This window comes from Microbacterium foliorum, assembly GCF_003367705.1.
Taxonomy (GTDB): Bacteria; Actinomycetota; Actinomycetes; order Actinomycetales; family Microbacteriaceae; genus Microbacterium; species Microbacterium foliorum.
On record NZ_CP031425.1, the window covers coordinates 1949110 to 1974919 of the forward strand.

The following is a 25810-nucleotide window of genomic DNA, read 5'->3' on the forward strand; positions in this document are numbered from 1 at the left end:
TCCCCAGAGTCAGCGGCCGACGAGGCCGGTGCGGTTGATCAGGATGTCCAGGGCCTCGTCGACAGCTGTCAGCACTCGGGCCGCAGCCTGGTAGGCCGTCTGGTAGGTCAGGAGGTTGATCGTCTCCTCGTCGCCGTCGACCGACGCGTTCGACTGCTGCGCGGTGACCGCGGCGACAGCTCCCATGTCGGCGATGTCGGCACGCTGCAGATCACCGGCGACGCTCACCGCGAAGCCGGTGACGAAGCTCGACCAGGTCGCGCTCGGGCCCGTGGCTGACGTGGCCAGAGCGCCGATGCGGTCGGCGATCGTCGTGTCCTTCGCCCCCGCACCCGGTGCCGCGAGCGCGAGGTCCGCGAGCCCGACGGGGACCACTCGCAGACCGAGGGCCGCGGGGCCCGTGGCCGCCAGTGCGAAGAAGTCTCCCCCGGGTGCACCGCCCGCCGTGACACCGGTGCGGTGGACGTCGTTGACCGCGGACGCGAGGGCGGTCGCGGTGCGGTTGTAGGCACCGGCGACGCCCGCCAGCGTCCCCCCGTCTGCGGCGGGCGCGAGCGCGCTGATCGTTCCGCCGACGAGTCCGCCGGTGACCGTCACCGGAACGTCGGGTCGATCCGCCCACGCGATTCCCACCCGTCCGCCGTCGGCCACGTCGCGGGGACCCGATGCCACCAGCGATCTGCTGCTGTCGCCCGAGACGAGGGCGTTGCCGTCGACGCGCAGGGTCAGCGTGCCGTCGGCCTCGACGACGCCCGTCGCCCCGACCGCCGTGGACAGCTGCTGCGCGAGCACCGTGCGCTGATCCATCAGCTCGTTCGCGTTGCGTCCGGATGACAGAGCCTCGCGGATCTGCCCGTTGAGCGCGGCGACCTGACCCGCCACGGCGTTCACGTCGGCGATCTGACTGTCGACCTGACCGCGCAGATCACGCCACTGCGCGGAGATCGTGCCATAGCCCGCGGCGATCTGCCCGATGAGCACTCCGGCGTTCGTGAGCACGACCTGCGCCGCCGCGGTGTCGGGGGTGTTGGCGAGATCGGACCATCCGGCCCAGAAACGGTCGAGGTTCGCCGCGAGCCCGTCCTTGGTGGGCTCGGCGAGGACGTCCTCGGCCTGGCTCGCGGCGGTGGCGCGCGCCACCCAGAACCCCGAGGTCGCGAGGGCGTCACGCACCCTGGCATCGAGGATGTCGTCTCCGAGCCTCGCGATGCCGGTCACACCGACTCCCCCGCCGACGGCGAGACCCGACGGCCACAACCCGGTCTGTCCCGGTGCCACGATCGACGTCTGGTCGACCCGCTGCCGCGTGTACCCCGGGGTCGTCTGGTTCGCGATGTTCTGACCGGTCACGGTCATTCCCGCTCGGGCGGCGCTGAGTGCGGATTGGGCGAGCCGGAGTCCGGCGAACGATGACATCGTGCCTCACACCCTGGTGTCGAGCAGTCGGGCATCGCCGTCGCGGACGACACCGCCCTGCGGGTCGTATTCGCCGGTCGGGACACCGAGTCCGGCGATGGTCTCCTGGGTGACGCGGATCGCGGTGCGCAGCCGCTGCTCGTTGACCTTCTTCATCTCGCCGATCTCGTCGGCGAGAGTGACCATGGCCGTGAGGTGACCCGAGAGGATCTCGCGCCAGGCATCGGTCGGCGCGGCATCGATCAGGTCCTGGAGCGTCGTCGCCTCGGGCACGCCCCACTCGTCGGCGACGGAGATGACCAGCGTGTCTCGGGAGAGGGCGACCGTCGGCATGGCCGCGAGGACGCGCTCGATCTCGTTCGCCGCATGGTGGATCCAGCGGTTGCGTCCGGTCGCGAGCAGCATCTGCTGTTCGTCGAGCTTGAACAGCAGCACCTCCAGCAGGTCCCGCTCTCGCATCAGTTGCATGCTCAGGTCGTGAGCGGCCACGATTGGTCACCTCGTCATGTCGCGATTTCCGCGAAGGAGAAGCCCCTCGCTCGTCCGACTATCGCGACACCGCGGGGCGTCAGTAACTCCGTGGCGCCGGGCGCGTGCGCCGCCACGGTCGACGCCAGGCGTCGCTCGTGATCAGCGGCCGGTGCCCGGACGCCCCAGCGCGTCGAGCAGCAGGGACTCCGCCGCCTCGTCGGCCGCGGCCTGCAGGGCTTCGCGGTTGGCATCGCTCACCGCGACGACGATCTCGGCGCGGTTGATGCGCTTGTCCCGCGGAGCGTCGATGCCGACCCTGACGCCGCTCGGGGTGACCGCGAGGATCGTGATGGTGATGTCATCGCCGATGACGATGCTCTCGTTGGCGCGTCTCGTCAGTACCAGCATGCGTCGTCTGCCTTCCATGGCTGCGGCACGGTCGCGCCTCTGCCCACAAACGTATCGCACTCGTCTCGTAAATGAGCGGAATCCGCAGATCAGAGAGTGCCGGCGGGCAGCGCGGGGCTGGTCATGCGCACCACGCCGACGACATCGGTGGCGAGCCCTCCGGACGCCGCTTCGTCGTACGAGAGCACGGGGAGACCCCGCACCTGCGACACGACCAGCCGACGTACGGCCTGACGCAGCGTCGGCGCGCACACCAGCACCGGTTCGGAACCCGCCGGATCGAGGTCCTCGACGGTGCGGCGCACGTTGTCGAGCACCTGCAGGGTGGTCTCGGGGGTCAGCACGATCTGCGGCTGGCCGTCGACCACTCTCATCCCCTCCAGCATCTGCTGTTCGAGGATCGGCTCGAACATCACGACGCGGAGGCGTCCTTCCTCGGCGAAGCGGGCGGCGATCGCCGGCCCGAGCGCCGCGCGAGCCGCGTCGATGAGCCCCGCGGTGTCAGTCGAGGCCTTGCCGCGCAGGGCGAGAGCCTCGTAGATCCGCGCGAGGTCGTTGATCGGCACCCTCTCGGCGAGGAGTCCTGCGAGCACGCGCTGGATAGCGGCGAGCGAGAGCACCGCCGGGGTGAGCTCCTCGACCGTCGCGGGGCTCGACTGCTTGAGGTGCTCGGTCAGCTGACGGACGTCCTCGAGCGAGAGCAGCCGATCCGCCTGCCCCTGCACGATGTCCGAGAGGTGGGTGATGATGACGCTCGCTCGGTCGATCACCGTCGCACCGGCCATATCCGCCGCGTGCGACATCTCGGCGGGGACCCACTTGCCCTCCAGACCGAAGACCGGGTCGACGACTGCCGTTCCCGGCAGCTGCTCGAGCCCGGAGCCGATCGCGAGCACGTGCCCCCGGGGAACGGATCCTCGCCCGGCCTCGACACCGGCGATGAGGATCGCGTAGGTCTGCGCCGGCAGGTCGATGTTGTCGCGGGTGCGCACCGGCGGCATCAGGATGCCGATGTCGAGGGCGAGCTTGCGACGCAGCGACTTCACGCGGGTGAGCAGGTCGCCCGCTCCCCCGGATGCGAGGTCGACGATGTCGGGAGAGAGGGAGATCTCGAGCGCGTGCACACGCATCCGATCCATCAGCTCCTCGGGGCCCTCCGCGTTCGCCTCCACCGCCTCCTTCTGCAGAGCATCGGCCTCGAGGGCGGCATCGCGATCCTCGTTCGCCTTGACACGGGACGCCGCGAACAGCAGAACCGCACCGATCGCGAGGAAGACCAGCAGCGGCATGCCGGGGATGAACCCCATGGCGATCGCGGCGAGCCCGGTGATCACCAGCGCGTTGCGGGACTGCATGAGCTGTCGCCCCGCCGCCTGACCCATCTCGGTCTCGGCGTTCTCGCGCGTGACGATCATGCCGGTCGACACCGCCATGAGCAGCGCCGGGATCTGAGTCACCAGACCATCGCCGATGGTGAGGATGCTGTAGGTCTCGAGCGCGTCCCCCATCTCCATGCCGTGCTGGACCATGCCGATGAGGATGCCGCCGACGAAGTTGATGACGACGATGACGATGCCGGCGATCGCGTCGCCCTTGACGAACTTCGACGCGCCGTCCATCGCCCCGTAGAAGTCTGCTTCGGCGGCGACCTCCGCGCGGCGTCGACGTGCCTCGACGTCGGTGATGAGCCCCGCGTTCAGGTCGGCATCGATCGCCATCTGCTTGCCGGGCATCGCATCGAGCGTGAAGCGCGCACCGACCTCCGCCACGCGCTCGGCACCCTTGGTGACCACCACGAACTGGATGACCGTGAGGATGAGGAAGATCACGGCGCCGATCACCAGGGATCCGCTGATCGTGATCTGCCCGAACGCCTGGATGACCTGACCGGCGTGCGCTTCGCTCAGCACGAGTCGGGTCGAGGCGACGTTGAGGCCGAGCCGGAAGAGCGTGGCGACCAGGAGCAGGCTGGGGAACACGGAGAAGTCCAGCGGCTTCTTCACGAACATCGCCGTGAGCAGGATCAGCAGCGCGAACGAGATGTTCAACACGATCAGCACATCGAGCAGGGCCGTGGGGATCGGCACGATGAGCAGCAGGATGATGCCCACCACACCGACGGGCACGGCACCCTTGGACAGCAGCTGACCGAACATGTGCTTCTCGTTCTCTCTCGACGGGGATGGGACTCAGAGACCGCGGTCTCGGGTGCTGGCGAAGGGCATGGTGTGCGTGCCGCGGGCCGCACCGCGACGCTTGAGGTGCTCGATGAAGGCGAGCACCTGCGCCACCGCGGTGTACAGCTCCTCGGGGATCTCCCGGCCGAGCTCGCAGGCTGCGTGCACCGCGCGCGCCAGGGGGATGTCACGGATCATGGGCACCCCCGCCTCCTCGGCGCGTTCGCGGATCTTCTGCGCGACGATGCCCGCCCCCTTCGCGACGACCCTCGGTGCCGACTTGCCGGGTTCGTAGCGCAGTGCCACTGCGACATGGGTGGGGTTCACGAGCACGACATCGCTCTCGCCGACCGCGGCGATCATCCGGTTCCTGCTCATCGCGAGCTGCCGCGATCGGCGCTGCGACCGCACGAGCGGGTCGCCCTCGCTCTTCTTGTGCTCGTCCTTCGCCTCGTTCTTGGTCATATGGGTGTGCTTGCGGTTGCGCCGCATGACGACGGCCACATCGATCGCGGCGAGCAGGATCCCGACCGCGACCGCGACCTGCAGCAGCGCCACCGCTCCCCCGGCCGCCTGCTCCAGCAGCCAGGTGATGTTGTGACTGCCGCTCGCCATGAGCACCGGGACGAGACCCGAGACCACGATCCACAGGGCGAGTCCGATGGCGACGGTCTTGAGCAGCGCCTTCGCGCCCTCCCAGAGCGCCTGCCTGCCGAACACCCGCATGATGCCCGAGACGATGTTGAACTGCTCGGTGCGCATCGTGACACCACGCAGGTGGATGCCGCCCTGAGCCACCGCGGTCGCCGTGGTGGCGAGGAGCACCACGACGAGCATCGGCATCAGGATGCCGCCGAGCGACGAGAGCGCCGTGCCGAGCACGTCCAGTGCGGCGCCGTCGCTCGGATCCGTCGCCACCGGCGCCACCGCGAGGAACAGCTCCGTCAGCACCTGCGTGCCCGACGAGATCGTCGGGACCATCATGACCGCCGCCGCGGCGATGCAGACCCAGGCGGTGAAGTCCTGGCTGCGCCCGATCTGCCCCTTCCGGCGCGCCTCCTTGAGGCGACGATCGGTCGCCTTCTCGGTGCGCTCCCCGCTCTCGGCCTGGCTCATCGGGTCACCCCCAGCAGCAGTCGGGCCGCATCCTCGGCGATCACGGCGACGACACCGGGCATCGCGGCGTACACGAAGCCGACGAGCAGCAGCGTGAGGCCGATCTTGATCGGGAAGCCCATCGCGAACGCGTTCAGTGCGGGCGCCACGCGACTGACGAGCCCGAGTCCCACGTCGGCGAGGAAGAGCACGATCAGCAGCGGACCGGCGATCTGCACGGCGCTGAGCATCAGCTGCCCGGCAGCGCCGACGAGTGCCTCCGCCGGCGCGCTGAGGTCGATCATCCCGGTCACCGGCACGGCGTCGAAGGAGCGGAACAGCCCGCCGAGCACCAGCTGGTATCCGTCGGAGGCGAACAGCAGCATGATCGCGGTCATCTGGAACAGACGGGTGAACTGCGCCCCGTTGATGGCCATGCCCGGATCGAACGCCTGCGCCATCTGGAAGCCGCCGAACGTGTCGACGAGGTGGCCGGCTCCCTGGATCGCGCTGAAGAGCACCATGACGAGGAACCCGAGCAGAGCACCAGTGATCGCCTGCCCTACGAGCGCGAACAGGAAACCTCCGGTGTCGAGGCGTTCGTATCCTGCGGTCACGACGGGCGAGACGGCGAGGGCGAGCCCCACCCCGAGCATCGCGCGGATGCGCATCGGGATCGTCCCGTGGCTGAACGGCGGGGCGAGCACCAGGAACGCGGTGATCCGCACGCAGGCGAGCGACGTGGCCTCCAACCACCCGAAGTCGAGGGGGATGTTCATCATCCCCCGTTCAGGAGCGTGGGGATGCGCGCGAACATCTCGTTCGTGAACGCGATCATCTCGGCGATCATCCAGTGCCCGCTGACGAGCAGGGCGATGCCGACGGCGACGAGCTTCGGCACGAACGAGATGGTCATCTCCTGCACCTGGGTGATCGACTGCAGCAGCGAGATCGCGAAGCCGACCACCAGCGCGGTGATCAGCATCGGCGCACACAGCTTCGCCCCCACGATCAGGGCGGCCTGACCGATGTCGATGACGGCCTCGGGGTTCATCCGCCGCCCCCGTTGTACGACTGCACGAGGGCGGTGATGACCATGCCCCAGCCGTCGATGAGCAGGAACAGCAGGATCTTGAACGGCAGCGAGATCATCACCGGCGGCAGCATCATCATTCCCATCGACATCAGCGCGCTCGCGACCACCAGATCGATCACCAGGAACGGCACGAAGATGATAAAGCCGATGAGGAAGGCGGCACGCAGCTCGCTGATCATGAAGGCGGGCACGAGCGTCTGCAGCGGGATGCCGGACGGGTCGGTCGGATTGTCCATCTGCGCGGCCCTGTGCATCAGCGCGATGTCCTCTTCGCGGGTGTACGACAGCATCCAGTCGCGCAGGGGCTCCTGGGCGAGTTCGAATGCGCGCCCGAAGTCGATCTGCCCGTCGGTGAACGGGCTCACGGCGACCGTGTTGATGTCGGTGAGCACCGGCCACATGATGAACAGGGTGAGGAACAGGCTGAGCCCCGCGAGCACCTGGTTCGGGGGGATCGAGGGCAGCGAGAGCGCGTTGCGGGTCAGCGCCAGCACGACGAAGATCTTCGTGAAGCTCGACATCATCAGCAGCAGGGCGGGGGCGACGCTGAGCACCGTGATGCCGAGCAGGGTCATGATGCTGTCGGACGGCGACCCGTTGATGCCGTTGATGGTCACGCCACCGCCGTCGCCGTCGCCGGTCTCGGTCGCGAGCAGCGCAGGGGCCGCATGCGCCCGGGTCACGTCGATCAGCACCAGCACGACGACCAGGCAGAGGGCGACGGCGACCATCGGCCACAGCCGGGGCGCGCGGCGCGGCAGAGGCGCGGGCGGCACGGCAGCGGCGGATACGGGCACGGCGGCACTCCGAAGGTGGGTGTCGTGGCCGATCCGTAGCCAGGGGGCGAGCTATCCGTGCTCGCTGTCGACTATCGCGACGCGGGCCCGTGCCGGTAACCCCTCACCGAAGAGGTCGTCATCGCGGCGGGTCGACGTCAGGCGACGGACTTCAGTGCGCGATCGACGATGTCGTTCTGCGCCGCGTCTGCCTCGTCCGCATCGCGCGCCGCCGGTTCGCTTCCGGTCTCCTCCTCGTCGACGAGGGGAGCCTCCTGCGTGTCGACGACGTTGATCCCGTGCTCGGTCACCCCGAGGACGTAGCGGATGCCGCCGAACTCGGCGACGACGAGCTGCGCCCTGGCGCCGATGCCGGATCTCGCGACGACCGTGATCTTCTCCTGGCGCGCACGAGGCTGCGTCGCGGTGCGTGTCGGCCGCAGCTCCGCGAGCCTGCTCAGGCGTTTCGGCAGGAGTCCGGACAGCGGACTGACACCCTTCGCCTGCGACTTCTGCAGACGACGGCTGAGGAAGAGCAGCAGCCCGAGCACGGCTCCGAGCGCGACGATCGCACGCAGCGCGACGAGGATGTCATCCATCGCTCAGACGCTCTCTGCGCCGTCGAGGATGCGCTCCACGCGGATCGCGAAGTCGCCGTCGGCGACCACCACGGTGCCGTGGCCGATCAGCCGGCCGTTCAGCATGATGTCGGCGGGTGAGCCCGCCGCGCGGTCGAGCTCGACGACGCGACCGGGTTCGAGCGACAGCACGTCGCGCACCGGCATCCGCGTGCGTCCGATCTCGACGACCAGCTCCATCTCGACGCCGGCGATGCGACTCAGCCGCTGCGGCCCGGGGGCGACGTCGGCCCGCGCCCCGTCGATCCGCACGGCGGCCCTGGCCACGACGCTGCCCGCGGCGTCGACCATGTCGAACACCTGGGTGCCCGCATCGGTGAACACCTCGGCGGCATCGACCACCTCGCCCCCGCCCAGCGATCCACTGCCCAGCACGGCCACGGCGGCCTCGAACACCGGATGCAGGCGATCGGCGAGCGGCGCGGTCTTCGAGCCGTCCTCGAGCTGCGAGGGATCGACCACCTGGATCGCCAGGCGGGCGCCCGGGCTGCCGGCGAACGACACGACGACCGCATCGCCGGAGGCACCGGGATCGGTGGACGGCGCGGGGATGACCGGGAACGCGAACGGCAGCCTGCCGGCTATCGCGGCGGCGACGGCGGTGGCGTGGAAGGTGCTCATCAGTGGGTCTCCTCGGAGGTGCTCGTGATCATGCAGGTGAGGCGGGAGCCCCTGCTGCCCGGTGTGGCGAGGCCGATCGGCGTCTGCCCTGCCACGAGTTCGTATGGCCGCGTCTCGGGGTGCGGCAGTCGCAGGAGGTCTCCCGGAGCGAGATCGAGGATCTCGCCGGCGCCGATCGTGAGCGGCGCCAGGCGCAGCGTGATGCCCATCGGCGTGCTGCGGACCTGCTCGAGGGTCTGCCCCGCCGAGTGTGCGGGATCGGCATCCGAGCCCGTTGCCGCGAGGCGGTCCACGACCGCGGAGGCCGGGAGCATGACCGTCGCGCTCGTCTCGGAGTCGCCCAGCCGCATCGTGAAGCGCGCGACGATGACCGCGGCCGTCGCGGCGACGACCTGGAGGTACTGCGGGTTGTAGTGCACCGCGCTGAACCGCGGAGCTCCCGGCAGCAGCGCGTCCAGGCTCGTGTGCAGGTGCTCGAAGGTGCCCTCCATGAGGTTGCGCACCAGCGCGAGTTCGATCGGGGTGAAGGTGCGGGGCTCGGGCAGCGCCGTGCTGCGGCCGCCCATCATCTGCACGACCCACAGCAGTGCGCCGTCGAGACCGAACTGCACCACGCAGGGCTCGTCGCGGTCGACGAACGAGCCCGCCACCATCGCCGTGGTGGTCGGCAGGGTGTCCGAGTACTCCTCGTAGCTGATCAGCTCGACGCGATCGAACGCGAGGTGCGCACGCACCCGGATCTTGTCGGTCAGCTGCGACGACCACAGGCGGGCGAAGGCCTCGAACGCGGCCTCGAGGTGCCGGGTGCTCTCGCGCCCGAGCTGTGCGGGACGCCCGAAGTCGTACGCGGGGTGGTGCACGGCGGGTTCCGCGTGCACGGCGGACGCGCTCACGGCATCCCTGTGCCTGCCCTCGACGGCCGTCTCGGCGGTGATGCTCATATCTCCTCAGTCCTTCGATGCGGCAGCGATGGCGGGGATCAGCGCCCGCACCTGCTCGGCCTCGGTCGATTCCACGACGATGTCGACGCGACGGTTGCTCGCCAGCGCCTGCGGGCTGTCTCCCTGCGCGATGGGACGGGTGTCGGAGTATGCCGTCGCCTTCACCCTCGGCCCCCCGATGCCCTCGTGCTCGACGAGGAACCGCGCGACCTGGGTCGCCCGACCGCCCGACAGCTCCCAGTTGGTGGGGAACGGCAGCGCCGAGACGCGATGGTCGGCATGCCCCTCGACGCTGACCTGGTTGTCGACCGTGGTGAGGACGTCGCCGATCGCGTCGAGCACGGAGTCGGCCTTGGCCGAGAGCGCTGTGCTGTTGTCGGCGAAGAAGGTCTCGGCGCCGACGAGACCGACCTGCAGGCCGCGGTCATCGATGACGAACTGCACGGTGTCCTGCAGACCCTGCGTGGCCAGGGAGGCGGTCATCCTGTCACGCAGCTCTTCGAGCGACTCGAATTCGGCCTCGGCCCTGGCCGCGAGGTCGACCACCCCGTCGTCGTCCTGCAGCTCCTCGGGGACGACGACGCCCTCGGCGGTGTCCGCTCCCCCCTCGGTGCTCTCCTGTCCGAACCCGGTCGCCAGGCTGTTGGCCAGGAGCTCGAACTTCGTCTTGTCGACGTTCGACACCGCGAACAGGACGATGAACAGGCACATCAGCACCGTCACCATGTCGGCGTACGAGACCGCCCAGCGCTCGTCGGGCTCGTCGTGCGCGTCGTCGTCGTGCCCGCGCCCGCGTGCCCGCCGGGCCACGCTCATCGGGCCTCCTCGGCGGCCGGTGTCTGCTCGCGCTTCTGCTTCTTCGTCTTCGGCTTGACGGTCGAGAGCGCCTCGAGCCGCTCCTGCAGCAGGTGCGGAGCGCTTCCGGCCTGGATCGCCAGCATGCCCTCGGAGACGAGGGTCATGCGCTCGAGCTCCACCGCCCCGATCCGGCCGAGGCGGCCGGAGATCGGGTTCCAGATGAAGTTCGCCGACAGGAGTCCCCAGAGCGTCGCGACGAATGCCGCGGCGATCATGGGCCCGAGGTGGTCGGGCTCGTCGAGCTTCTCGAGCACGTGGGTGAGGGAGACGACGGTGCCGACGATGCCGATGGTCGGCGCGTATCCGCCCAGGGAACCGAAGAACTTGGACGCGACGCGGTTGCGCGACGCGGTCGCAGCGATCTCATCATCCATCACCGTCTGCAGATCCTCGGCGTCGGTGCCGTCGGCGAGGGCCTGCAGCGCCTGTCGGGTGAAGGCATCGGGGGCGCTGTCGAGCTCCTGCTCGAGCGCGAGCAGCCCCTCGCCGCGTGCCTTCTCGGCATACCCGACCAGGAACGGGATCACGGCCTCGGGGGTCATCTTCGGACCGCGGACCATGCGTCCGAGGCTCTGCACCGCGAGGATCGTGTCGCGCAGGGTGTGGCTGGCGATGCCGACGCCGATCGTCGAACCGAGCACGAGGATCATCGGGGCGGGGATGAGCAGAGCCTCGAAGCTCGCGCCCTCCATCGTGATCATCGCGACCAGCGCGCCGAAGGCGAGGACGACGCCGATGAGGAATGCGGGATCCACGATCAGATCCGATCCTGTGCGACGAGCGGGCCGGCGGTCAGGGACTGCGCCGCTCCGAGGACGCGCGCCCGGTACGAGACGATGCGCTCGATGACCTCGTCGAGGGACTCCACGACGACATGCACCTTGCCGTCGACCATGTGCAGGGTCGTGTCGGGAGACGAGAGGATGCGCTCGATCAGGTCCGGGTTCACCGCGAACCGCGTGCGGTCGAGGCGGGTGACGATGATCATCGAGGGGCTCCGGGCGTCGGGCGAGTGGGAGGTCCGCCCGACTATCGCGACGCTGCGCGAGCCGGGTAACCGGCGTGCGTATCTGCGATGCCGGATGCGGCGGTGTGATGCCGCGGTCGGCCGTGCCGTCTGCAGGACCACGGGACGTCTGCAGGACCATCCCGGCCGTCCGGTCCGGCATCCGTGCGCCGATCCTGCACACGGACACCGCCTACGGACGACGGACGCCACGGTCGGCCGCACCGTCTGCAGGACCACGGCACGTCTGCAGGACCATCCCGGCCGTCCGGTCCGGCATCCGTGCGTCGATCCTGCACACGGACACCGCCTAAGGACACCGCACACGGACACCGCCTCGGGACCCGAGGACCGGGACCCGAGGCGGTGGCACGACCTCAGCGCTTCAGCTGCGTGAGCTCCTGCAGCACCTCGTCGCTGGTGGTGATGATGCGGGCGTTCGCCTGGAACCCGCGCTGCGCGACGATGAGGTTCGTGAACTCCTGCGACAGGTCCACGTTGCTCATCTCGAGAGCGCCCGAGACCAGATCGCCGAATCCCGCGTCTCCCGGCTCCCCCACCCGTGCTCCGCCCGAGTTCACCGAGACCCGGTAGGCCGTGCCGCCGGCCTTCTCGAGTCCCTCGGGGTTGGCGAAGGTCGCCATCGCGATCTTGCCGAGAGTCTGGGTCGCTCCGTTGCTGAAGGTGCCGACGATGGACCCGTCGCCGGTGATGCTGTACGACTTCAGCGTGCCGGCCGCCGCACCGTTCTGCTCCGAGACGGCGACGGTCGACAGATCGGCGTAGCCGGTGACGGCACCGAGGTCGACGGTCACGGCTCCGGCGACGAGAGTGAGACCGGGGGCGGTCTGCACACCGTCGGTGAACGAGAGCGCACCCGTGGCACCGCTGGCGGGATCCGTGACATCCCAGCCGGTGGCGGTCCTCGTGAACGTCAGGCTCAGGGTCGTGGGGGTGCCCTGCGCGTCATAGACCTTGACGTCGCGCACGAGTTCGTCGCCGACCGCTGCGGTCGAGGGCAGGTTGCCGGTGACGGATGCCGTCGTCGTGGCCCGCGCCGGTGCCACCGCATCGAGGGGAAGAACGATGTTGCCTGTGGCCTGGCCGGTGTTCACGACGCCGTCCTGCGCCGACCAGCCCTGCACGACCGCGCCGTCGGCGGTGACCATCTTGCCCGTGGGGTCGAACGAGAAGGCGCCGGCGCGGGTGTACAGGGTCTCCCCTCCGGCACGCACCGCGAAGAATCCGTCGCCGGAGATCATCAGATCCCCTCCGCGCCCCGTCGCCTGCGCGGAGCCCTGCGCGAAGTTCGTGCGGACCCCGGCGACCTGCACGCCGAGTCCGACCTGGGCCGGGTTGCGGCCGCCGACCTCGTCGTCGGGGATGCCGGGGTTGCCGACGAGCTGAGACAGGGAGTCCTGGAACAGCACCGAGGATCCCTTGAACCCGGCGGTGTTGACGTTGGCGATGTTGTTGCCCGTGACATCGAGCATGGTCTGGTGCGAGCGGAGTCCGGAGATGCCGGAGTAGAGCGAGCGGAGCATGGGGGTTCTCTCTTCCTGTGGGAGATGGAGATCAGAGGGCGGCCGGGGCGGGAGCCGCGGGGGTGGTCGGGGTGGTGACGCCGGTGATGGCGTCGAGAGCGACGGTCTTGTCGCCGATCGTCACCTGCGGGATGGGGCCGTCGAACGACACCTTGGTGACGATGCCGGAGACGGTCACGCCCTCGGCATCCTTGTAGCTGGCCTGCTGGCCGATGAGCGCGCTCGCCGCCTGTCGCATGTTCAGGGCGAACGCCTCGGCACCGCTGTCGGCGAGGGCCGTGAGCTGCTCCATCATGGCGAGCTGGGTGGTCTGCGAGATCATCTCGTTCGTGTCCATCGGGCTCGAGGGGTCCTGATGGGTGAGCTGGGTGACGAGCAGTTTGAGGAACACCTCGCCGTCCAGCACCTGCTTGCGTGCGGCGGGATCGGTGGTGCTGCCGGTGTGGATGGTGCTCGGGGCGCCCACGGCGTCGACGGTCATGTGGTCCTCTCAGGCGAAGATGTCGAGACCCGCGCCGGCGGCGGTGGTCATGGTCGGTATGAATCCGGGCGCGGGCCCACCGGGGTCGGATTCCGGATGCTGTCGCGGTCGCCCCTCGCGCTCACTCGCGCTCGGGTCGCCGGCCGCTCCCCCGGCTCCCGGCTGGCCTCCGCGGTCCGCGGGCGACTCGGCACCCGCGCCGACACCCACGTTGAGGGTGGCGTGGGGCATGACACCGGCCAGGTCCCGCCGCAGGTCGACGAGCATGCTCCGCAGAGCCTCTCGTCCGATCTCGGTCGCGCCGCTGAGCTCGACCTGCACGTCACCCGATGCGCTGATGTGCGCGCGGAGGGTGACGGGTCCGAGGCTGTCGGGGTTCACCGTGAGGGTCAGCTGGTGTGTGCCCGCGGGGCGTTGGGCGATGCTCACGACGACCGGCGACACCTGGGCCGCCACAGCCCGTGTCGCGGCGGCCGCCGCATCGGGGGCGGCGGCAGGTGTCGTCGGGGTCACGGCAGCGAGTGCCGGGGCGGCGGTCGGCATCGCCGAGGCGGAGGGCTGAGCGCGCTCGACGGTGACGTCGGGGGCGGCATCCGTGGCTCCCGATGTGCCGGACGACGCCGCAGCGCGGGAGAGAACCGCCGAATCGACGGCGGCGTCAGCGGTGGAGGCAGCGGCGTCGACTGCGGTCGAGACAGCGGCAGCAGCGGTGCCGCCGGGAGCCGTGACGGAGACGGAGGGTGCGACCCCGGCCGGAGCTGCGGGCGGCATCGCCGCCTCCGCCGAGAGGAGTGACGGCCCCGACGGCATGGCCGCGGTGTCCGATCCTGCTGCGGCCCGCGGGCTCCCCCCCTCGCCCGCACCGGTGAGCGCGCGAGTGCCGATCGTGGTCGCCGTGCCGATCCCCGTCGCGTTCCCGGTCGTCGCGGGCGTACCCGTGCCGGTCGCGGCTGCCGCCCCAGCCGTCTCCGCAGCGCCCGTCGTCGGGTCTGTCGTGTCGGGGCCGGTCGGCGAGAGCGGATTCGCCGGCGTCGGCGACACCGACCGATCGCCGCCATCCGTCCCAGGGAGCGTCGGCGCTGCCACCGCCTCGTCGCCCGTCGCCGTGGCGCCGACGGCGGACGTGGTCGCGGCGTCGGCCGAGGAACCTCGCTGTGCCGCCTGCTGCAGCATCAGCGCGGCCGTCGTGTCCGCAACGATCGCCAGCGGATCCGCGGAGTCGGTCTCGGTCTCGGCCTCGGTCTCGGTGACTCCCCCGCTCGACGCATCGTCCCCTCGGGGGCGGAAGTGCGATTCGCAGAGGCGGAGGTCCTGATCGGAGAGCATCGAGGCGAAGAGCACGGCCGAGTCGCCGGTGGCGCGACCTCCGACCTCCCGGTCGGGGGCGGCCGCCGACACCGGTCCGAGCAGGCTCACGGCGCTCATCCCGCCATCTCGATGATCGTTCGTGCGGATGCCGAGGGTCCCCCGCGCGACGCCGCGTCAGCGGATCCTGCCGCGAACAGCGTCTGCAGAGCCGCGATGAGCTCGGCCGGCGTGGTCGGATCTCCGACCCCGCTCTCGCCCGCAGCCGATGCCGCGCCGGCCACCGTGCCGGATGACGCGCCGGAGACCTCAGCCGATGCCGTGCCCGCGCCACCCGATGCCGCCTCGAGCACACCCGCGAACCTCGCCGCACTCGCCTCTCCGGTCGCGGCGCTCGTCTCCGTCGGCGCCTGCGCGGCCGCGGTTCGCGCCGCCGGGTCGAGCGAGACGATCCGGGTCTCGATGGCCTCGATGCGGGCGATCGCCGCGTCGAGGCCGCTCACGCGGCGCTCCCTGCGCGCCGGGCGGTGCGGGCCACGGCGATCTCATCGAGGGCGCTCTGCTCCGCTGCGAGGTCGGCCCTCGCCGCCTCCGCGCGATGTGCGTCCTCGAGACGCTCCAGCCCCTTGAGCTCGCGTCGCGCGTCGATGTGGGCCGATCGCGCCGACGACTCCTCGAGCCTGCGCATCTCGACGAGCGCCTGCAGATCGCTCAGGGTGCTGCGACCCGCCGCCCGCGCCGCGGCCATGGCCATCAGCGCGCGGGGATCGTCGATCTGCGCGCTGATGTCGGAGAGGCTCGATGCCGCGCCCGTCGCGGCGTCTTCGGCATCGGTGCGCTCCGCGCTCGCGCGCGAGAGGTGCTCCGCGGCGACGCGCGCCTGGGCGCCGCGCACCCGAAGCAGTCCGGACAGGGTGAAGGTCATGGGGTGAGCCCTCCGAAGTCGGTGGTGAGCGCGGCGAGCTGCCGCCAGGAGTCGTCGGACGCGGTGAGGTCGTCCATCCGCTGCGTGAGGAAACCCGAGATCGCCGCCTCGTGCGCGAGGGCGGCGTCGACCAGCGGGTTCGCACCCGGCCGATAGGCGCCGATGTCGATGAGATCGTTGGCGCTGCGGCGGGCCGCGAGCACACTCCGCAGTGTCACCGCATCCTGTCGCTGCGTCGGCGAGGTGATCTTGGACACGACTCGCGAGATCGAGCCGAGCACGTCGACCGCGGGGAAATGTCCGCGGATCGCGAGGGCGCGATCGAGCACGACGTGCCCGTCGAGGATCCCCCGCGCGGCATCCGCGATCGGCTCGTTGTGGTCGTCGCCGTCGACGAGCACGGTGTAGAGACCGGTGATCGAGCCGGTCGGTCCGGTGCCGGCGCGCTCCAGCAGCCGTGCGAGCACCGAGAAGGTCGAAGGCGGGTAGCCCCGGGTCGCGGGCGGCTCCCCCGCGCTGAGGCCGATCTCGCGCTGCGCCATGGCGACGCGGGTGAGCGAATCCATCATCAGCACCACGTCGAGGGCGTCGTCGCGGAAGCTCTCGGCGATCCGCGTCGCGACGAACGCCGACCGCAGGCGCGCCATCGCCGGCTGATCGGATGTCGCGACGACGACGACCGATCGCGCCAGTCCGTCAGGGCCGAGATCGTCTTCGAGGAACTCGCGCACCTCGCGTCCGCGCTCCCCCACGAGCGCGATGACGGTGACGTCGGCCGTCGAGCCGCGGGCAACCATCGACATCAGCGACGACTTGCCCACGCCCGACCCCGCGAAGAGGCCCAGACGCTGCCCCGTGCCCACGGGCGTCATGGTGTCGAGCACCCGGACGCCGAGTCCGAGCTGGCGGTCGATGCGCTGCCGATCCATGATGCTGGGGGCGTCGTGATCGAGCGAGACGGACGACGTCCCGGGCCCGAGCGGGCCCTTGCCGTCGATGGGCCGACCGAGTCCGTCGAGGACACGACCCAGCAGAGCTCGGCCGGTCGGCACCTGCAGGGGTGCTCCCCCGTGACGCACTCGGGCACGAGCGGTGATGCCGTCGACCCTCCCGAGGGGCATGCACCGGGCCGACGAGCCGTCGATCGCGACGATCTCGGCATCGACCGATCGCGCGGACCCCGCGTCGATGCGCACCCGATCGCCCACGGCGGCATCGAGACCGGCGACCTCGACTCCGAGCCCCCGCACCGATGTCACCGTGCCGAGACGCTCCGGCCGCGCGGCATCGAGCGCGCGCCGCCATGATCTGGTCGTGGCGCTCACGTGATCACCTCGAGCTCGTCGTCGCCGCGCAGCGCCGAGCGCGCACGCGCCAGCGCCCCGGAGACGCGGGTGTCGACCGCGCCGTCCTCGATGCGGACGATCGCTCCGCCGGCATCGACCGTGTCGGATGCCGTCGCGGGGATGCCCTGCAGTGCCGCGGGATCGTCGTGCTGCAGCGTCTGCAGATCACGGGTGCTGAACGTCACGCCGGTCCACCGATCGACCGGAATCTCTGCGACGGCCCGGCGCAGGGCGTGCGCGGCGGATCGCGCGGCATCCGAGAGCTCGACCCCGAGGATCGCCGTGGCCAGGTCGACCGCGAGCTCCTCCACGCGATCGGCCGAGAGCGCAGTCACCTCGTCGACCCGCCGCAGGTACTCCGCCTGCGCGGCGTCGAGCGCAGCCAGTGCGGATCCGCGCCGCTGCAGGTACGAGTCCCGGAGCTCCTGCATGCGCTGCCGCTCCAGGAGCTGCTCGTGCTCCGCCGCGTCGAGCGCGATGCGACGTCCCTCGGCGAACCCGTCGGCGTACCCGCGGGTGCGCGCCCGATCGGCCTCGCCGCGGATGTCGAGCGGAGTCTCGCCCACGCGCGGAACCGCCAGGGGCGTGAAGGCGGAGTCGAGCACGATGGACACCTCGGGATCAGAAGACGAGGCCTGTCCGTGGCCCGAAGGTCGAGCAATCCGTGCTCTGTGGGAACTATCGCGACGGTCATCGGCTCCCGTAACCACGGCGGCCCGATCCGTCTCGGGCGCACTCACTCGATGAGCTCGTCCTCGTCCTCGCGGGAGATCGTGATCTCCTCGGCGGCCTCGAGCTCGCGGATGACGCGGACGATCTCGGCGCGGGCCTCGTCGACCTGCCGCATCCGCACCGGCCCCAGCGCGCGTGTCTCCTCGGCCAGGTTCTCCTGGTTGCGCTCGGTCATGTTGCCCTTGACCTTGTCGAGGATCTGCTCGTCCGCGCCCTTGAGCGCGAGAGCGAGCATGCGCAGGTCGATGCCGCGGAGCACGCGCTGCGCGTCGCGATCCTCGAGCCTGGCGATGTCGGCGAAGGTGACCATGCGGCTGCGGATGTCTTCGGCCAGGGCCAGATCGCGTCCTTCGAGGCTCGCGAGCAGCGACTTCTCCAGCGCGGTGTCCGAGCGGTTGATGATCTCGACGAGCGGCTGCACGCCGCCGATCGACTCGTGGTTGTCCCGCATCGCGAACACGCCGGTGCGCGCGCGCAGCGAATCGGCGACGATGGAGATCGCCTCCTGCGTCGCGGTGCCCATCGTCGCGATCGCCTGCGCGACGTCGGTGCGCAGCGGATCCTGCAGAGCGGCGAGCACGGCGGCGGCCCGGTCGGCCCGGAGATTCGCCAGCACGACGGCCACCGTGGTCGGCAGCTCGCCCTCGATGATCGTCGCGAGCTGGGCAGGGTCCGCCGCATTGAGGAAGTCGAACGACACGGAGCCCTGCGACATCACGCGCCCCACCATGCCCACGGCCTTCTCCCGCCCGAACGCGGTCTCCAGCAGGCCGGTCGCGAACTCCTGCCCGCCGCGCGAGGGCACCGAGCCGCCGGTCGCGATGCGTCGGAACTCGCCGAGGGCGCGGGCGGTCGATGCGAGATCCACACCGCCGAGCTGCGTGAGCTCGGCGGCCAGCATCTCGGCGCGCTCCTCGCCCAGGTGACGCAGCACCTCGGCGCTCGCCTCCCTGTCCATGTTCATCAGCACGATGGCCGCCTTGCGCAGCCCGGTCATCTGCTGCGCCGGCACCGACGCGACGGGGGGCGACGCGGTCGACACCTCCACGGTGTCGGCCTGAGCGTCGAGCATCTCGGTCAGCAGGCTCATACCGTCGCCTCATCCATCAGGTCGGCGAGGGCGCTGGCGATCGCGTCGGGCTCCCGCTTGGCGAGGTCGTCGATCTCGCGGCGGCGGCGCTCGACGAGCACCTTGTCGGGCTCGGGCTCGTCATCGACGTCCACCGACGCCGCGGGCAGCAGGGTGGTCGGCGCGGGCAGCGGGATCGCCTCGGCGTCTTTGAGCCCCCGGAGGGACTTGAGCTTCTGCTCTTCGCTCTCGGTGACGGTGGCGAAATATTCGATGGGGCCGTCGTCGGTGTACATCACGCGCCGCTTCATGCGGCGACGCACCATGAGATAGACGATCAGGATCACGACCGCGAGCAGGATCGATCCGCCGATGATCGCCGACCGCAGCAGCTCCTGCTGGAACTGCTGCTCCCGTTCCGCCTCCGCGGCCGCGAGGGCGGTCTGCGCCGCCGTCGCTCCGGCCTGGGTGAACTCGACGAACTCGACGGCGATCTCGTCGCCCCGTTCGACGTCGATTCCCGCCGCCGACGCGACCAGCGACTCGATCTGGTTCGCGGTCACCCCGGTCACCGCCCCGCGGTTGAGAGCGATGCTCACGGTCTGCCTGGTCACCTCTCCGGCGGGAGTGACGGTCTTCTCGGTCGACTTGTTCACGGCGTTGCTGCGAGATGTCTCCTCGAACTCGTACGCCCCCTCGCCGTCTCCCCCGTTCGGCACGGCGATGTTGTCGGGCCCCAGCACGCCGGTTCCGCCCGCCTGGCCGCCGTTGTACGTCTCGGTCTTCGTCTGCTCCGAGGCGCTGAGGTCGCCCTCCGGCGCGGAATAGGTCTCGTCCATGCGCTCGGAGGTGGAGTTCGCGACATCGGCCGAGACGGTGACGGTCGCGTTGCCCGGGCCGACGATCGTCTCCAGCATCCGGCTCACCGAGGCCGCGACCTTCGCCTCGTGCTCGGTGGCCTGCTTCGACGAGCTGCCGGTGAGGCCGGTGCCGACCGAGGAGAGAACTCGACCGTCCTGATCCGTGACGGCGACGTCCTCCGGGGTCATGCCGGGGATCGAGGCGCTCGTGAGATGGACGATCGCCTCGATCTTCTCGTCGCTGAGCGCCGCGCCGCTGCGGGTCTCGACGAACACCGAGGCGGTGGGGCTCTGCTGCTCCGAGACGAAGACGCTCTGCTCGGGGATGGCGAGCTGCACCGATGCCGTCGAGATCCCCTCCATCGCACCGATCGTGCCGGCGAGCTCGCCCTCGATCGCCCGCTTGTAGGTGACCGACTGCTGGAACTCGCTCGCCGTCACCCCCATCTTGTCGAGCAGCGTGTACCCCGCACTCGTGTCGCCGGGCAGACCGGCGGATGCGGCTGCGAGACGTTGCGCGTAGACCTGGTCGTCGGGCACGAGGATCGTCGCCCCGCCCTCGGTGAGCTCGTATCCGACGCCGGCCGATTTCAGCTGCTCGACGACCGCCGACGCGTCTCCCGCACTGAGTCCGGTGAAGAGGGGGCTCATCTGCGGCCGGGTCAGCCAGGCCCCGAGCGCGACGGCGCCCATGACCAGCAGCGCGATGCCGATGACGGCGATCGTGCGCTGGGCCAGTGAGAAGCCGCCGACGACCCGCTTCGCGCGGTCGTAGTAGCCCGTGAGCATCGTGGGCATCAGGCCTGCATCCTCATGATCTCGTTGAACGCCGAGACGCTGCGATCTCGCACGGCGACCACCAGATCGAGGGTCACCGAAGCGCGGGTGGAGGCGATCATCGCCTGGTGGATGTCCTGCAGGTCGCCGGTCACAGCCTGCACGGCGAGCTCGTTGGAGGTCGACTGCAGCTGCTGCAGATTCTCGACGGCGCCGGTGAGAGACGTCGCGAAAGCCCCGGCGGATGCCGTCGCACCGGCCGCGTCGGCACCGGTCTCGAAGCTCAGCGCCGACAGCGGCCCGACGCCCGCGGCGGCCACCGCGTCGATCGGCCCGCTCATCAGCCGCGTCCGATCTGCAGCGCGGCCTCGTAGGTCGTCTTCGCGCGGTCCACGACCGCGGCGTTCGCCTCGTAGCCGCGCTGCGCGAGGATCAGCATGCTCATCTGATCCCCGAGCTCGACGTCGGGGTACTGCACATAGCCGTCGTCGTTCGCGTACGGATGCTCGGGGTCGTAGACGAGTGCGCCCTCGGCCTCCGATTCGACGATGCCGGCCACGTACACCCCGGGGCTCTGGGTACCCGCCTGCACGGCGACGTACTTCTCACGGAACCCCTCCTGGCCTGGCGGCGTCGCGGTGTTGACGTTCGCGATGTTGTCGCTGAGGGCATCGAGCCATTTGCGGTGCGCGGTCAGCCCGGTGCCCGCGATGCCGATCGCATCGAACGTCATGCGGAGGCCTGACCGATCGCCTTGCTGATCGACGCCGCTTGGCCGCCGATCGCCTGACTGGCGAACTGGAAGCGCAGCACGGTGTCGATGTTCGAGAGGGTCTCGGTGTCGAGGTTGACGTTGTTGCCGTTCAGCCGGGTGGGTTCGAGCGATCGATCGACCGTGGCCGCGACCGAGCCGGAGCCACTCGCGACGGCCGTGCGCAGCTCGTCCTCGAACTGCACACGCTGCGCGCGGTACCCGGGGGTGTTGACGTTGGCGATGTTCTCAGCGATCGAGCGTTGGCGCAGCGCCAGCCCGTCGAGGGCGCTGATCAGCGCGGAGGAGGTGACGGATTCGAGCACGGGGGCACTCCGGATGTTGGTGGAGAGGCCGATCCTTGGCCAATCGTCGAGCGATCCGTGCTCGGAGCGGACTATCGCGACACCGATGCTCCGCCGTAACCCTCGCGGTCACCCTTCGATGTCGAGGTATGCCGGAAGGTCCTGACGGGCCGTCGGCACCCGGCGCAACGCGGCGATCTCCCGCGCGACATGCGCGCGCGATGCCGTCAGCGCGCCGATCATCAGCTGCTGTCGCGCGAGCACGGCCTCGGCCCGCTGTCGGAGCTCGTCGGGAACGGGACCGGGAGGAGCGTCGAGGGAGTGCACGTCGAGCGTGTCGTCCGCGGCGTCGAGCGCGCGCTCGAACCTGTCGAGCACCGCCATCCAGGCGGTCAACGCCTCGGTCATCGTCAGCCCAGAGCCGAGACCCGCGGAGCGGCCTCGGCGCTCAGCGCGGCCGCCTCGTGCCAGGCCTCGCGCAGGGGCGCGACCAGCTGACGGCATTCGAGGGTCGCGGCGCGATCACGCGAGATGTTCGCAGAGATGAGGCGCCCGGTGAGGTACGTGTAGACGCTCCGCAGCTCGGCCGCGGCGTCCCAGGCGTCGGTGAGCGAGCCGTGCAGCTCTGCGACGATCGACTGGGCATGTGTGAGGTGCGTGTTCGCCGCGTTCCAGTCCCCGGCATCCTGCGCGGAAGCCGCCCGGTCGATGTCGACGAGCAGACGGTCGTACAGCAGGGTGAGCAGGCGTTCGGGTGTCGCGGACGCGACCTGCTGCTCCAGGTACTGCTGCTTGGCGCGGTCGAGCGAGGTGAGTGCCATGATGTGCGAACTCCGTGGGTGATGGTCGGGAAGACAGGTCAGTCGTCCGAAGACGGCGAGAGGCCGGCGAGCTGGCTCGTCAGCCACGAGGACTGCGACTGCAGCTTCGACAGCTGCACCTCGAGCTGGGCATAGGTGCGCTCGAGCGTGGCGCGGCGCTGGTCGAGACGGACGTCCCAGCGCTCGACCTGCGTCTTGAGCGTCTTGACCTCGTCCTCCTGCCCGGTGATGCGGCTGGTGAGCAGCCCGTCGTACTTGTCCGAGTACTGGGTTGTCACGCCCTGCAGCCGCGCAGCGACGCCGGAGAACAGCTCCTGCGTACCCTCCGCGTCCGCGGCGAGGGCCGCCGCGAACTTCTCGGCGTCGAAAGAGAGCACGCCCTTGTCGCTGACGGTGATGCCGATCGTCGAGGGAGAGATGCCGTCCACCGGATGCTGCACGGCGTTGGCCAGCGCGCCCCGCAGGTTGCGTACGGTGCTGTCGCCCGTGAAGACACCGAGGGTGGTCGTCTCGCCGACGCCGCCGACCGTCGCCGTCGATCCCTTGTCGATGCGGGTCAGCAGGCTCGCGATCTCCTTGATGAAGGTCTCGGCGGTCGTGGTCTGCTTCTTCGCGTCACGTGTCACGCCGATCGTCACGGGATCGGCGCTCACCGCGGTGACGGTGACCTCGATCCCCTCGCCCACGGTGATCGTGTTGCCGGTGTGGGTGAGCACCTGCTCGGCGGCGGTTCCCGCGAACAACCGGATGCGGGCATCCGCTCCCTGCGTGATCAGCGCCGCACCGGGCTGGGCTCCGAGGTCCGTGGAGGTGCCTGCCGCAACCTCGGCCGCAGTCCCCCGGTGCACGGTGAAGCGACTGGCCGCACCCGTCTCGGCGGAGGTGAGCTGGATGCGCGAGAGCGGTGCGCCATCGGCATCCGTGCCCGCGGGCACCACCGTCGCGCTGACCCCTGCCTGGGAGTCGTTGATGGCCTTGGCGAGGGCCTGAGCGCCGGTGCCCAGCGGGGTGACCTCGACGGCCTTGCCGTCGGATCCGACGACGGTGAACGCGCCTCCCCAGTCGGTGGATCCGGCGGCAGCGGTGACGAGGGAGTGCGCGGTCGCGACCGCGTCGACCACGACGGCGGTCGAGAAGGCGCTGGCCTTGGCACCGGCGGTGACCGTGACGGTCTCGGACGACGACGAGGCGGTGAACGCGGCCAGCGAGGTCGCAGACGCCGCCGTCTTCGCTTTGGTGACGAGCTCCTGCAGCGTGGTGTTCAGCGACTGGAGGTTCGTGATGATCGAGTTGCGGTCGGCGATCTTGTTCGTGATGAGCGTCTTCGGGATCGCCGAGACATCCATCATCGCCTTGATGAGCTCCTCGGTCTTGAGCCCTGATACGAGTCCGTCGAGTTTCATCCCGGTCGTCTTCCGTGCGGTGCGGTCGAAGGTGTCCTACAGGAAGGCGCCCGAGCGGAGGTGACTCCACCCGGGCGCCCTGTGCGCCTCAGGCGCAGCGACTCAACGGAGCAGCTGCAGGACGCCCTGGCCCGACTGGTTCGCCTGCGCGAGCATGGCGGTACCGGCCTGCTGCAGGATGTTCGAGGCGGTGTACCTGACCATCTCGGCGGCCATGTCGGTGTCGGCGATGCGGCTCTTCGCGGCGGCGAGGTTCTCGGCCGAGACCTGCAGCGAGTTGATGGTCGACTCGAAGCGGTTCTGCACCGCACCGAGACCGGCGCGAGCCGTCGAGACGGCCGTGATCTGCGTGTCGATCGCGGCGATCGTGGTCAGCGCGTTGGCGGCGGTGTCCACCGTCAGCCCGCCGATCGCGGCACCGAGACCCGAGAAGTCCGTCAGCGTGACGGCGATCTGGTCCTCGGCGGCCTCCGAGCCCGCGCCGACCTGGAACGTCAGCGTGGCCGCGCTGTCGAGCAGCTTGATCCCGTTGAAGTTCGTGCTCGCCGCGACGCGGGTGAGCTCCTCGCCGAGCGTGTCGATCTCGGTCTTGATGGCGATGCGCGAGTCGGCGTTGTTCGAGTCCGAGCCCGCCTGGACCGCGAGGTCGCGCACGCGCTGCAGGATCGAGTGGACCTCGGTCAGGGCGCCTTCCGCGGTCTGGATGACCGAGATGCCGTCCTGTGCGTTGCGAGCGGCGACGTTCAGGCCGTTGACCTGCGAGCGCAGGCCCTCGGAGATCGCGAGGCCGGCCGCGTCATCGGCTGCACGGTTGATGCGCAGACCGCTCGAGAGCTTCTCGAGCGACTTCGACATGTCGTTCTGGTTGATGGAGAGGTTGCGGTACGCGTTGAGTGCACCGACGTTGGTTGCGATCTGAAGACCCATGAGTGTTCCTCCGTGGTTATGGGGCTGAATGCGGGTCCGTCCGTGGACCTGCACAACCGACATTCGCGACGACGGCCGACGCGGTAACCGCGGTCGAGCAAGTTTCCGCCGCGCTCAGACGGCGGCGAGCAGGGCGCCGGCGCGTACCGGCGTCGCGATACGCGCCCGTGCCTCGACCGATGCGGGGGTCTCGGCGCGCGCGGGGCCGAAGAGGGTCTCGAAGAATCCGGCCTTCGCCGTGGTCGACCGGTCGCCCGTGGTGCCACCCTCCCAGGCCTCCATCGCCTCGCGCATGAGCAGCAGACCTCGCGAGCGCAGCTTCGACACATAGGCGTGACTGACCTCGAGCTCCTCGGCGATGTCCTTGACCGTGCGGTCCTCGAGATAGATGCCGCGCACGACGTGCTGCATCGCCGCCGGAAGGGCATCGACGACCCTGTTCACCATGTCGCGCGTCTCCGACTGCTCCACCGCGTGCTCGGGCAGGATCACGCTGTCGGCGAGATCGACGGCCTGCCGCCCCGTCTCGACGTCGAAGTGTTCGTCGAAGCTGACGGCCGAGCGCACCATCTCGTCGAGCTGCATCATCTCGGCGACGGCGTCGGCGCCGAGGCCCGATTCCTTCGCGAGCTCCGCCACGGTGGCGGTCCGCCCGGTGCGGGCGAGGATCATCTCTGCGGCCACCCGCACACGTTCGATCTTGTCGCGCCCGCGCTCACCGGCGGGGTCGGCCCGACGCATCTCAGACAGCATCGCCCAGTTGATCTGGCTGCTCGCGAACGCGCCGAAAGGTATGCCGCGCGAGGAGTCGTAGGTCATCGCCGCCCGCGCCAGCCCCAGACGTGCCGCGGAGAGCAGGTCGTCGAGGTCGACATGGGTGGCTGATCTCGCCTTCTCGACGGCCAGGAATGTCGCCAGCGGCATGTTGTCGCGTGCCAGTCGTTCGGCGGAGACGGGTGCGTCGTCACGCTGAGTGAAATCAGCGGAAACAGCAGAACTACTCAGCAATGTGACTCCGTGTCTAGAACAACTGTTTTACGAGTGAAGCTAGCACGAAGAAC

Annotated in this window: 31 protein-coding genes; all 31 read right to left on the bottom strand. The window is 70.0% G+C overall.

Going from position 1 to position 25810, the window contains the following annotated elements; all coding sequences use genetic code 11:
* Nucleotides 1-9 precede the first annotated feature (9 nt).
* The 31 genes from flgK to DXT68_RS09225 all read right to left on the bottom strand — a co-directional run bounded on the left by flgK (nucleotide 10) and on the right by DXT68_RS09225 (nucleotide 25757).
* Complete coding sequence (gene flgK / locus DXT68_RS09075) at nucleotides 10-1416, bottom strand: flagellar hook-associated protein FlgK (RefSeq protein WP_045253029.1); 1407 nt, start codon at nucleotides 1414-1416, stop codon at nucleotides 10-12.
* A gap of 6 nt (nucleotides 1417-1422) precedes the next feature.
* Entirely contained in the window at nucleotides 1423-1884 is a 462-nt protein-coding gene (gene flgN / locus DXT68_RS09080) for a flagellar export chaperone FlgN (RefSeq protein ID WP_279625474.1), read from the bottom strand.
* A 162-nt stretch (nucleotides 1885-2046) separates the two neighbouring features.
* On the bottom strand, nucleotides 2047-2295 hold the full coding sequence (csrA, locus tag DXT68_RS09085) for a carbon storage regulator CsrA (protein ID WP_045253031.1): 249 nt from the start codon (nucleotides 2293-2295) through the stop codon (nucleotides 2047-2049).
* 89 nt (nucleotides 2296-2384) lie between these two features.
* Nucleotides 2385-4451: a flagellar biosynthesis protein FlhA gene (locus tag DXT68_RS09090; protein ID WP_045253032.1), complete on the bottom strand. Its 2067-nt coding sequence runs from the start codon at nucleotides 4449-4451 to the stop codon at nucleotides 2385-2387.
* A 33-nt stretch (nucleotides 4452-4484) separates the two neighbouring features.
* Nucleotides 4485-5588 (bottom strand): EscU/YscU/HrcU family type III secretion system export apparatus switch protein, encoded by a 1104-nt coding sequence (locus DXT68_RS09095; RefSeq protein WP_045253033.1) that lies wholly within the window; start codon nucleotides 5586-5588, stop codon nucleotides 4485-4487.
* Entirely contained in the window at nucleotides 5585-6346 is a 762-nt protein-coding gene (locus tag DXT68_RS09100; protein WP_045253061.1) for a flagellar biosynthetic protein FliR, read from the bottom strand. Before DXT68_RS09100 ends, DXT68_RS09095 begins: the two co-directional genes overlap by 4 nt.
* Complete coding sequence (fliQ, locus tag DXT68_RS09105) at nucleotides 6346-6621, bottom strand: flagellar biosynthesis protein FliQ (protein WP_045253034.1); 276 nt, start codon at nucleotides 6619-6621, stop codon at nucleotides 6346-6348. The genes DXT68_RS09100 and fliQ overlap by 1 nt, the downstream gene beginning before the upstream one ends.
* Nucleotides 6618-7394, bottom strand: a complete 777-nt coding sequence (gene fliP, locus DXT68_RS09110; RefSeq protein ID WP_045253035.1) for a flagellar type III secretion system pore protein FliP — start codon at nucleotides 7392-7394, stop codon at nucleotides 6618-6620. The genes fliQ and fliP overlap by 4 nt, the downstream gene beginning before the upstream one ends.
* Before the next feature lie 203 nt (nucleotides 7395-7597).
* On the bottom strand, nucleotides 7598-8038 hold the full coding sequence (locus DXT68_RS09115) for a flagellar biosynthetic protein FliO (protein ID WP_052677616.1): 441 nt from the start codon (nucleotides 8036-8038) through the stop codon (nucleotides 7598-7600).
* 3 nt (nucleotides 8039-8041) lie between these two features.
* Complete coding sequence (locus DXT68_RS17405; RefSeq protein WP_373372457.1) at nucleotides 8042-8368, bottom strand: FliM/FliN family flagellar motor switch protein; 327 nt, start codon at nucleotides 8366-8368, stop codon at nucleotides 8042-8044.
* Nucleotides 8369-8697: 329 nt separating this feature from the next.
* Nucleotides 8698-9639: a FliM/FliN family flagellar motor switch protein gene (locus tag DXT68_RS09125; protein ID WP_052677617.1), complete on the bottom strand. Its 942-nt coding sequence runs from the start codon at nucleotides 9637-9639 to the stop codon at nucleotides 8698-8700.
* Between the two features lie 6 nt (nucleotides 9640-9645).
* A complete protein-coding gene (locus DXT68_RS09130; RefSeq protein ID WP_045253037.1) occupies nucleotides 9646-10455 on the bottom strand; it encodes an OmpA/MotB family protein in 810 nt (269 codons plus the stop codon).
* Entirely contained in the window at nucleotides 10452-11252 is an 801-nt protein-coding gene (locus DXT68_RS09135) for a motility protein A (RefSeq protein WP_045253038.1), read from the bottom strand. The genes DXT68_RS09130 and DXT68_RS09135 overlap by 4 nt, the downstream gene beginning before the upstream one ends.
* Nucleotides 11253-11254: 2 nt before the next feature.
* Complete coding sequence (locus DXT68_RS09140) at nucleotides 11255-11485, bottom strand: flagellar FlbD family protein (RefSeq protein ID WP_045253039.1); 231 nt, start codon at nucleotides 11483-11485, stop codon at nucleotides 11255-11257.
* Between the two features lie 395 nt (nucleotides 11486-11880).
* Entirely contained in the window at nucleotides 11881-13047 is a 1167-nt protein-coding gene (locus tag DXT68_RS09145; protein ID WP_045253040.1) for a flagellar hook protein FlgE, read from the bottom strand.
* A 31-nt stretch (nucleotides 13048-13078) separates the two neighbouring features.
* The gene (locus tag DXT68_RS09150) at nucleotides 13079-13528 is read right to left on the bottom strand and encodes a flagellar hook assembly protein FlgD (RefSeq protein WP_045253041.1); all 450 of its coding nucleotides are present in this window, start codon (nucleotides 13526-13528) and stop codon (nucleotides 13079-13081) included.
* A 9-nt stretch (nucleotides 13529-13537) separates the two neighbouring features.
* Complete coding sequence (locus tag DXT68_RS09155; RefSeq protein WP_052677618.1) at nucleotides 13538-14953, bottom strand: flagellar hook-length control protein FliK; 1416 nt, start codon at nucleotides 14951-14953, stop codon at nucleotides 13538-13540.
* Entirely contained in the window at nucleotides 14950-15336 is a 387-nt protein-coding gene (locus tag DXT68_RS09160) for a hypothetical protein (RefSeq protein WP_052677619.1), read from the bottom strand. Before DXT68_RS09160 ends, DXT68_RS09155 begins: the two co-directional genes overlap by 4 nt.
* On the bottom strand, nucleotides 15333-15758 hold the full coding sequence (locus tag DXT68_RS09165) for a flagellar FliJ family protein (protein ID WP_045253044.1): 426 nt from the start codon (nucleotides 15756-15758) through the stop codon (nucleotides 15333-15335). Before DXT68_RS09165 ends, DXT68_RS09160 begins: the two co-directional genes overlap by 4 nt.
* The gene (locus tag DXT68_RS09170; protein WP_045253045.1) at nucleotides 15755-17083 is read right to left on the bottom strand and encodes a FliI/YscN family ATPase; all 1329 of its coding nucleotides are present in this window, start codon (nucleotides 17081-17083) and stop codon (nucleotides 15755-15757) included. The genes DXT68_RS09165 and DXT68_RS09170 overlap by 4 nt, the downstream gene beginning before the upstream one ends.
* On the bottom strand, nucleotides 17080-17718 hold the full coding sequence (locus tag DXT68_RS09175; protein WP_045253046.1) for a FliH/SctL family protein: 639 nt from the start codon (nucleotides 17716-17718) through the stop codon (nucleotides 17080-17082). The genes DXT68_RS09170 and DXT68_RS09175 overlap by 4 nt, the downstream gene beginning before the upstream one ends.
* 122 nt (nucleotides 17719-17840) lie before the next feature.
* The gene (gene fliG, locus DXT68_RS09180) at nucleotides 17841-18926 is read right to left on the bottom strand and encodes a flagellar motor switch protein FliG (protein WP_244268125.1); all 1086 of its coding nucleotides are present in this window, start codon (nucleotides 18924-18926) and stop codon (nucleotides 17841-17843) included.
* Nucleotides 18923-20563: a flagellar basal-body MS-ring/collar protein FliF gene (gene fliF, locus DXT68_RS09185; RefSeq protein ID WP_045253047.1), complete on the bottom strand. Its 1641-nt coding sequence runs from the start codon at nucleotides 20561-20563 to the stop codon at nucleotides 18923-18925. Before fliF ends, fliG begins: the two co-directional genes overlap by 4 nt.
* Nucleotides 20563-20883, bottom strand: a complete 321-nt coding sequence (gene fliE / locus DXT68_RS09190) for a flagellar hook-basal body complex protein FliE (protein WP_052677620.1) — start codon at nucleotides 20881-20883, stop codon at nucleotides 20563-20565. The genes fliF and fliE overlap by 1 nt, the downstream gene beginning before the upstream one ends.
* Nucleotides 20883-21275, bottom strand: coding sequence for a flagellar basal body rod protein FlgC (locus DXT68_RS09195; RefSeq protein ID WP_045253048.1), 393 nt, complete (start codon nucleotides 21273-21275; stop codon nucleotides 20883-20885). Before DXT68_RS09195 ends, fliE begins: the two co-directional genes overlap by 1 nt.
* Nucleotides 21272-21619: a flagellar basal body rod protein FlgB gene (locus DXT68_RS09200; RefSeq protein WP_045253049.1), complete on the bottom strand. Its 348-nt coding sequence runs from the start codon at nucleotides 21617-21619 to the stop codon at nucleotides 21272-21274. The genes DXT68_RS09195 and DXT68_RS09200 overlap by 4 nt, the downstream gene beginning before the upstream one ends.
* A 108-nt stretch (nucleotides 21620-21727) precedes the next feature.
* Nucleotides 21728-22006, bottom strand: coding sequence for a hypothetical protein (locus tag DXT68_RS09205; RefSeq protein ID WP_045253050.1), 279 nt, complete (start codon nucleotides 22004-22006; stop codon nucleotides 21728-21730).
* Nucleotides 22007-22008: 2 nt separating this feature from the next.
* The gene (gene fliS, locus DXT68_RS09210) at nucleotides 22009-22419 is read right to left on the bottom strand and encodes a flagellar export chaperone FliS (protein ID WP_045253051.1); all 411 of its coding nucleotides are present in this window, start codon (nucleotides 22417-22419) and stop codon (nucleotides 22009-22011) included.
* A 38-nt stretch (nucleotides 22420-22457) separates the two neighbouring features.
* A complete protein-coding gene (fliD, locus tag DXT68_RS09215) occupies nucleotides 22458-23822 on the bottom strand; it encodes a flagellar filament capping protein FliD (protein ID WP_045253052.1) in 1365 nt (454 codons plus the stop codon).
* Between the two features lie 102 nt (nucleotides 23823-23924).
* Nucleotides 23925-24749: a flagellin N-terminal helical domain-containing protein gene (locus tag DXT68_RS09220; RefSeq protein WP_045253053.1), complete on the bottom strand. Its 825-nt coding sequence runs from the start codon at nucleotides 24747-24749 to the stop codon at nucleotides 23925-23927.
* 114 nt (nucleotides 24750-24863) lie between these two features.
* The gene (locus DXT68_RS09225; protein WP_279625473.1) at nucleotides 24864-25757 is read right to left on the bottom strand and encodes a sigma-70 family RNA polymerase sigma factor; all 894 of its coding nucleotides are present in this window, start codon (nucleotides 25755-25757) and stop codon (nucleotides 24864-24866) included.
* Nucleotides 25758-25810 lie beyond the last annotated feature (53 nt).